Below are 7,482 nucleotides of genomic sequence, written 5' to 3' on the forward strand. Positions count from 1 at the left end.
CAGGCAACTGCCGAAACTGGAGCCGACCCGCGGTGGTCATCCTGAACCTTAATAAGGCCTCCCAGGATCGACTGCTGCTCAAAGAAAACGTGGCATGAAAATGCGACAACTCCCTTGACAACGACCGAAACTGCTGCCCAATTGCCGTGGTTTCATATCGTCACCCTTTTCACCAAGGTTTCCGACCCGGCGGAACGGGAGTGGTACGCTGTTCAGGCTGTTCGTCAGGGATGGTCCCGCACGCTCCTCGAAGCGCATATCCAAAGTCGGCTCCATCTGCGCCAGGGCAACGCCCTGACCAATTTCGAACAGCGGCTTGCCGCGCCTCATGCCGAATTGGCGGCGCAGATTCTGAAAGACCCGTATCACTTCGACTTTCTGGGGCTCGGCGACGAGGCGCACGAGCGGGATATCGAAAATACCCTGGTTCGTCACATCACCCGTTTCCTCCTCGAATTGGGGGCGGGCTTTGCTTTTGTCGGCCGTCAGTTCCGTCTGGAAGTCGAGGGGGATGAGTTTTTTATCGACCTGCTCTTTTACCACACCCGCCTCAAGTGCTACATCGTGGTGGAACTCAAGGCCGTAGCCTTCAAACCCGAACACGCCGGGCAGCTCAATTTTTATCTCGCCGCCGTCGATGCCCAGATCAAAGCCCCGGACGACAAACCGACCATCGGCCTGTTGCTGTGCAAAACCAAGAAACGTCTGGTGGCCGAATATGCGCTGTCCGGTATGGACAAGCCCATGGGCGTTGCCGAATATCAGCTTGTGCGCGCCCTGCCCGAACCGCTCGATACCTGTTTGCCGACCATTGAAGAATTGGAGGAAAACTTGTCCAGGGAACTGGACGCCGAGGGGGAGGCATGAGCGCGAGGATGATGCAGGGCGGCTGCCCCAAGGGTTACAAGCAGACCGAGGTGGGGGTGATCCCGGAGGATTGGGATGTTACGCCAATAGGCCACTTGAAACCCTTTGTCACAAGCGGGTCTCGGGGGTGGGCCGCATTTTACTCTGACCGAGGTTCCCCTTTCATTCGGATTACGAATCTTTCGCGAACATGCATTTATCCGGATCTCGAAGACTTGCGCTTTGTAGATCTTCGGGGAAATGAAAGCGAGGCGGCACGAACGCAACTTCAGGACGGGGATGTTCTAATTTCGATCACTGCTGATATAGGAATTGTTGGGCACGTTACGCCCAAGGTACCGAAGCCAGCATATATAAATCAGCACATAGCATTGGTCCGGTTTGATCCGGCACTTACCTGCTCAAAGTTTGTCAGCTATTTTTTAGCTTCAGAAAAGCCACAGAGGCTTTTTCGAGCATTGACAGACTCTGGGGCCAAAGCGGGCATGAACTTGACAACGGTTCAACAGATACGAGTTTCTCTCCCCCCGACCAAAGCCGAACAAGAAGCCATCGCCGAGGCGCTCTCCGACGCCGACGCCCTCATCGAATCGCTGGAGCAAATCATCGCCAAGAAGTGCTGGGTCAAGCAAGGCGCCATGCAGGAACTGCTCACCGGAAAAAGGCGGTTGCCGGGGTTCATTGGGGAGTGGGAGGTGAAGCGATTACAAGAGATCGCCGACTGTCTCGATAATTTACGTGTACCGTTGAATGAAGCTTTGAGAAACAGAATGAAAGGGGACTATCCATACTGTGGAGCAAACGGAATTGTGGATTACGTTGATGACTATGTTGTCGATGATGACATTATTCTTATGGCAGAGGATGGTGGATACTTCGATGAATATGCCTATCGACCAATTGCCTACCGTATGATTGGCAAGTGTTGGGTAAATAACCACGCTCATATATTGAAAGCGAAAGAATCACAAGATCAGGGTTTTCTCTACTATTCACTAGTTCATAAAAATATCCTGAACTACCTAGCTAGTGGCACCCGAGCAAAACTGAACAAGTCGGAAATGAACAAAATAGAAGTCCTTTCTCCTCGTGACAAAGCCGAACAAACCGCCATCGCCGCCATCCTCTCCGACATGGACGCCGAGATCGCCGAACTTGGGGCGAAGCTGGCCAAGGCCCGGCAGGTCAAACAGGGGATGATGCAGGAACTGCTGACGGGGAGGATTCGGTTGGTATGAGTTGGGGCAGCAGAGCGAGGGCTTTTATTGACTTTTATTTTGAAAACGATAAATTATCAAAATCAAGATAATCATTAAAAAACAAATAGTTGAAGAATCGCAAGGTCAGGCTGCATGAAAGTGGGGATATGAAAAAACTCGACGAAAAAACGATGAGCACCCTGGAGCGCCGGATCCCGGACCTGGCGGAGGGAGCGGTCAAGCAGGCCTATTACAAGACTTTGGCATCGGGTCGCAAGGTGGTTGAAGCTGTCGACGGGCGGTTGATCGAAACCCGCCCCGACGGGAGCACCCGAACGTTGAAGACGTTGCCTACCCCCATCCCGGTCACGCCGGGCCAGAAAATTAGGCGGAAAAAGAAATGAAAGCCGCCACTCCCCGTTTGCGTATGTTTGCCGGACCAAATGGCTCCGGCAAGAGTACCTTCAAGTCCGTCATCGGACCTGAGCTGCTCGGTGTTTACATCAATCCCGACGAGATCGAGAAGAAGATCGCCGACACCGGTTGTCTCGATATGAAGGATTATGAGGTGGAAACCACGGCAGAGGAAATCTCGGCATTTTTCACGCAGTCGCCCTTTCTTGCCGCTGTCGGGCTGGCGGAACAGGCGGTTGCTTTACGTTTCGATGGTGGGTGTCTCTTCTTCGATGCGGTGCCGGTAAACTCCTACTACGCTTCGGTTGTCGCCGATTTTATTCGCCGGAAACTGCTTGAGGCCGACGTTTCCTTTACCTTCGAAACGGTCATGTCGTCCCGCGACAAAGTCGAGTTCCTCATGAGAGCCCAGGAGAAGGGGTTTCGCACCTATCTCTACTACATGGCGACGGAGGACCCGGAGATCAATGTGTCCCGGGTTGAAAACCGAGTAAGCGAGGGGGGGCACGCTGTTCCCAAGGATAAGATCATCGCGCGCTACCACCGATCTTTAGCGCTGCTCGCCGATGCGGTTCAATATACGAATCGGTCGTACATCTTCGACAACTCGTCCTATGAAAAGGTGTGGATTGCGGAAGTCACGGAGGGAATCGAGATGGAATTGAAATCGGATACCGTGCCCTACTGGTTCAAGGCTGCGCTGTGGGACAAATTTTCCGCCCCCGGCGAGTCCACCCCATGACCCCTATCGGCCAACCGGAACGTATCACCCAGAACCGCGTCATCGCCCTGTTCCTCTGCGAGTTGGGCTACCGTTATCTTGGCGACTGGACCGACCGCGCGGGCAACAGCAACATTGAAGAAGATGTGCTGACGAGTTATCTCTCCGCCAAAGGCGGCTACAGCCCGGCGCAAATCGGCGTCGCTCTCCACAAACTCCGCACCGAGGCCGATCACCACGGCCGCACCCTCTACGCCAACAATCGGGAAGTCTACAAGTTGCTGCGCTACGGCGTGCCGGTGAAAATCGAAGCCGGCCAGGTCGCCGAAACCGTCCATCTCATCGACTGGCACAATCCCACCCAGAACGATTTCGCCATCGCCGAGGAAGTGACCCTCAAAGGGAGCCGGGAGCGGCGTCCCGATATCGTCCTTTATCTGAACGGCATCGCCGTCGCCGTGCTGGAGCTGAAGAACAGCCGCGTCTCCATCGGCGACGGCATCCGCCAGAGCCTGTCCAACCAGCAGCCCGAATTCAACGCCTGGTTTTTCAGCACCCTCCAGTTCATCTTCGCCGGCAACGATTCGGAAGGCTTGCAGTACGGCACCATCGGCACCGAGGAAAAATACTTCCTGAAATGGAAGGAGGACGAGGCCGATAATCGCCGCTTCAAACTCGACAAGTACCTGCTCAAGATGTGCGAGAAGCATCGCCTGATCGAACTGATCTACGATTTCGTGCTGTTCGACGGCGGCATCAAGAAGCTGCCCCGGGTGCACCAGTATTTCGGCATCAAGGCGGCGCAGGACTATGTACGGCGGAAACAGGGGGGCATCATCTGGCACACCCAGGGGAGCGGCAAGAGCATCGTCATGGTGCTCTTGGCCAAGTGGCTTCTGGAGAACAACCCCCATGCCCGCGTCGCCATCGTCACCGACCGCGACGAGCTGGACAAGCAGATCAAAGGGGTCTTCACCGAGGCGGGGGAAGTCATTCACCGCACCAGCAGCGGCCGCGACCTGGTGAAACGTCTGGGCGAGGCCAAGCCGCGCCTGCTCTGTTCGCTGATTCATAAATTCGGCCGGCGGGACGTGGATGATTTCGACGCCTTCATCAAGGAGTTGGAGGCCCAGCCCAGCTCGACCGTGGGCGAAATCTTCGTCTTTGTCGACGAATGTCATCGCACCCAGAGTGGCAAGCTCCATCGGGTCATGAAGGCGATGATGCCCAACGCGGTCTTCATCGGCTTCACCGGCACGCCGCTGCTCAAAAAGGACAAGCAGACGACCATCGAGGTCTTCGGCGGGTACATCCACACCTACAAGTTCAGCGAGGCGGTCGAGGACGAGGTGGTGCTCGACCTGGTTTACGAGGCCCGGGACATCGATCAGCATCTCGGTTCGCAACAGAAAGTAGATGCCTGGTTCGAGGCCAAAACCAGGGGCTTGAACGACTGGCAGAAGGATGAGCTGAAAAGTCACTGGGGGACGATGCAGAAGGTACTGAGTTCCAAATCCCGGATGGATCGGGTGGTGAGCGACATCATCTTCGATTTCAGCGTCAAGCCGCGTCTCGCCGGCGAGCGGGGGAACGCGATCCTGGTGGCCTCCAGCATCTACGAAGCGTGCAAATACTTCACGCTGTTGCAAAAGACGCCGTTCAAGGGAAAGTGCGCGGTGGTGACCTCCTATAATCCCCTGGCCAGGGATGTGACCAAGGAGGAAACCGGCGCCAACAGCGAAACCGAAAAGCAGTTTATCTACTCCACCTATGAGGAACTGCTGAAAGACGTCGTCCCCAAACCCAACATGACCAGGACCGAAACCTACGAGGAGTGGGCCAAGGAACTCTTCACCAAGGAACCGGCCAACATGAAGTTGTTGGTGGTGGTCGACAAACTGCTCACGGGTTTCGACGCGCCCTCGTGCACCTATCTCTATATAGACAAGTCGATGCAGGACCACGGCCTGTTCCAAGCCATCTGCCGCACCAACCGGCTCGACGGCGAGGACAAGGATTTCGGCTACATCGTCGACTACAAGGATCTGTTCAAAAAGGTGGAGAATGCCATCGCCGTCTACACCTCCGAACTCGACCGCGGCGCCGGCGGAGCCGACCCCGATGTGCTGATGCAGGGGCGTCTCAAGAAAGGGCGCGAGCGGTTGGATAACTCCATCGAGGCGCTGGCCCTGCTCTGCGAGCCGGTCGAGCCGCCCAAGGAGGAGCTGGAGCATATCCATTATTTCTGCGGCAATACGGAAATCCCCACGGATCTTCAGGAGCGGGAACCGCGACGGGCCGCCCTCTACAAGGGGACGGTCGCCCTGGTGCGGGCCTATGCCAACATTGCCGACGAACTGGAGGCGGCCGGATACGACAATGCCGACATCGCCCGGATCAAAAAACAGCTCGACCATTACCTGGCCGTGCGCGAAATCATCCGCAAGGCCAGCGGCGAGTCCCTCGATCTCAAGGCCTACGAGGCCGATATGCGGCATCTCATCGACACCTATATCGAAGCCGACGAGCCGCGCACCATCTCCCCCTTCGACGGGATGGGGCTGCTGGAACTGATCGTCAAGTCCGGGATCGCCCACGCCATCGCCACGCGACTCGGCGGGCTCAAGGGCAGCAAGGACGCGGTGGCGGAAACCATCGAGAACAATGTTCGCAGCAAGATCATCAAGGAACATCTCAACGATCCGGCCTACTACGAGGCGATGTCGGCCCTGCTGGATGAAATCATCGCCGCCCGCAGGGCCAAAGCCATCGACTATGAGGAATACCTGAAGCGGGTCGCGGAGTTGGCCCGGCGGGTCGAGGCAGGGCAGGGGGAGGAGACGCCGGAGCAATTGAACACCCCCGGCCGGCGGGCGCTTTACAACAACCTGAAACAGACCCATTCCCCCGGTGGCGCCGGGATGGCCGCCGACTCGGCCTCGCCGATCTGGCAAGGGGGGAAAGACCCGGCTCTGGAACTGGCGATTCGCATCGATGAGGCGGTCAAGACGGTTCGGCCGGACGGCTGGCGCGGGGTACAGTCCCGCGAGCAGGTCATCAAGGCCGCTTTGTACGGCATATTGCGGGATGAAGCCGAGGTGGAGCGCATCTTCCTCGTCATCAAGGCGCAGAGCGAATACTGATGACCGAGAAGTTCACCCTGGGCGATATGGAAGTGGAAGTGACATTCAAAGACATCAAGAATGTCCATCTGAGCGTCTACCCACCGGAAGGCAAGGTGAAAATTTCCGCCCCGGCGCGCATGGATCTCGACACCGTGCGGGTCTTCGCCATCGGCAAACTCGCCTGGATCAAAAGCCGACAAAAGAAGCTGAGGGAGCAGGAGAGGGAAACCCCGCGCGAGCTTCTCGACCGGGAAAGCCATTATGTCTGGGGAGAGCGCTATCTGCTCCAGGTCATCGAAAGGGATACGATGCCCCGGGTGGAATTGACGCCCGGGAAAATGCTCCTCTATGTGCGCTCCGGCACCAGCGTTGAAAAGAGGCGGGAGATTCTCGACGAGTGGTATCGCGAGCAGTTGAAGATCGCGGTTCCTCCCCTGCTCGCTAAATGGGAGCCGCTCATGGGGGTCAAGGTGAAGCGCTTCTTCGTGCGGAGAATGAAGACCCGTTGGGGAAGTTGCAACCCGGAAACCGGCGGCATTCGTTTGAACTCCGAGTTGGCCAAAAAACCGCCGGAGTGCCTCGAATACCTGGTCGTGCATGAGATGACCCACCTGCTGGAGCCGACCCACAACGACCGATTCATGGTGTTGCTGGAGAGGTTCATCCCCCGCTGGAAGTTCTATAAGGAAGAGTTGAACCGCCTGCCGGTACGGCATGAGGAGTGGGGGTATTGAGGGGGCGACGGCACCTTCCGTACCGCCTTTTTCAGCAGGGTTGAAGTCGAAAAATTTCCCATCGACTTTTGGAAAAACGTGCCCAACCCCGGCGGCACTTTTCTGTTTTTATGTGGTACAAAATGACGTAGAGTGTTCAACGGAGAGCTGCAATATACCGTTTTTGCGACATTTTATATCATTTAAACCCTCGCATTGAAGTGTGACCGCCATTTTGCCAAGGTTGAAGTCGCGAGTTCGAATCTCGTTTCCCGCTCCAAAAAAACAACGAAGGCCCGGTCGTTTGACCGGGCCTTTTTTTGTTTGGTGCGCCAGGCATGGCGCGTGGTGCGTAAGCACCAGATGATTGATCGTGGTGGTCAATCGTTGACTTGGAGGTGAAAGTCCTCTACGGACCCTGATGACGGGAACCGTTAGCTGAA

General features: G+C 56.4%; 5 protein-coding genes and 1 pseudogene. All 6 read left to right on the forward strand.

Going from position 1 to position 7,482, the window contains the following annotated elements; all coding sequences use genetic code 11:
* Window positions 1-126: 126 nt before the first annotated feature.
* A pseudogene (locus RBR25_RS17130) lies at window positions 127-867 on the forward strand (PDDEXK nuclease domain-containing protein); the annotation flags it as partial.
* Window positions 864-2,105 (forward strand): restriction endonuclease subunit S, encoded by a 1,242-nt coding sequence (locus tag RBR25_RS17135; protein WP_432820758.1) that lies wholly within the window; start codon window positions 864-866, stop codon window positions 2,103-2,105. The pseudogene RBR25_RS17130 and the gene RBR25_RS17135, both read left to right, overlap by 4 nt.
* A gap of 128 nt (window positions 2,106-2,233) precedes the next feature.
* Window positions 2,234-2,470 (forward strand): hypothetical protein, encoded by a 237-nt coding sequence (locus tag RBR25_RS17140; protein ID WP_092057290.1) that lies wholly within the window; start codon window positions 2,234-2,236, stop codon window positions 2,468-2,470.
* A complete protein-coding gene (locus RBR25_RS17145) occupies window positions 2,467-3,222 on the forward strand; it encodes a zeta toxin family protein (protein WP_432820759.1) in 756 nt (251 codons plus the stop codon). The genes RBR25_RS17140 and RBR25_RS17145 overlap by 4 nt, the downstream gene beginning before the upstream one ends.
* Window positions 3,219-6,344, forward strand: coding sequence for a type I restriction endonuclease subunit R (locus tag RBR25_RS17150; RefSeq protein WP_432820760.1), 3,126 nt, complete (start codon window positions 3,219-3,221; stop codon window positions 6,342-6,344). Before RBR25_RS17145 ends, RBR25_RS17150 begins: the two co-directional genes overlap by 4 nt.
* Window positions 6,344-7,060: a M48 family metallopeptidase gene (locus tag RBR25_RS17155; protein ID WP_432820761.1), complete on the forward strand. Its 717-nt coding sequence runs from the start codon at window positions 6,344-6,346 to the stop codon at window positions 7,058-7,060. Before RBR25_RS17150 ends, RBR25_RS17155 begins: the two co-directional genes overlap by 1 nt.
* Window positions 7,061-7,482 lie beyond the last annotated feature (422 nt).

It is taken from the genome of Trichloromonas sp., assembly GCF_034006665.1.
Classification (GTDB): domain Bacteria; phylum Desulfobacterota; class Desulfuromonadia; order Desulfuromonadales; family Trichloromonadaceae; genus Trichloromonas.

Bases quoted from the DNA above. Each gene is read 5' to 3' on its own strand.
- RBR25_RS17135 (WP_432820758.1), top strand. From the start codon at position 864: ATGAGCGCGAGGATGATGCAGGGCGGCTGCCCCAAGGGTTACAAGCAG.
- RBR25_RS17140 (WP_092057290.1), top strand. From the start codon at position 2,234: ATGAAAAAACTCGACGAAAAAACGATGAGCACCCTGGAGCGCCGGATC.
- RBR25_RS17145 (WP_432820759.1), top strand. From the start codon at position 2,467: ATGAAAGCCGCCACTCCCCGTTTGCGTATGTTTGCCGGACCAAATGGC.
- RBR25_RS17150 (WP_432820760.1), top strand. From the start codon at position 3,219: ATGACCCCTATCGGCCAACCGGAACGTATCACCCAGAACCGCGTCATC.
- RBR25_RS17155 (WP_432820761.1), top strand. From the start codon at position 6,344: ATGACCGAGAAGTTCACCCTGGGCGATATGGAAGTGGAAGTGACATTC.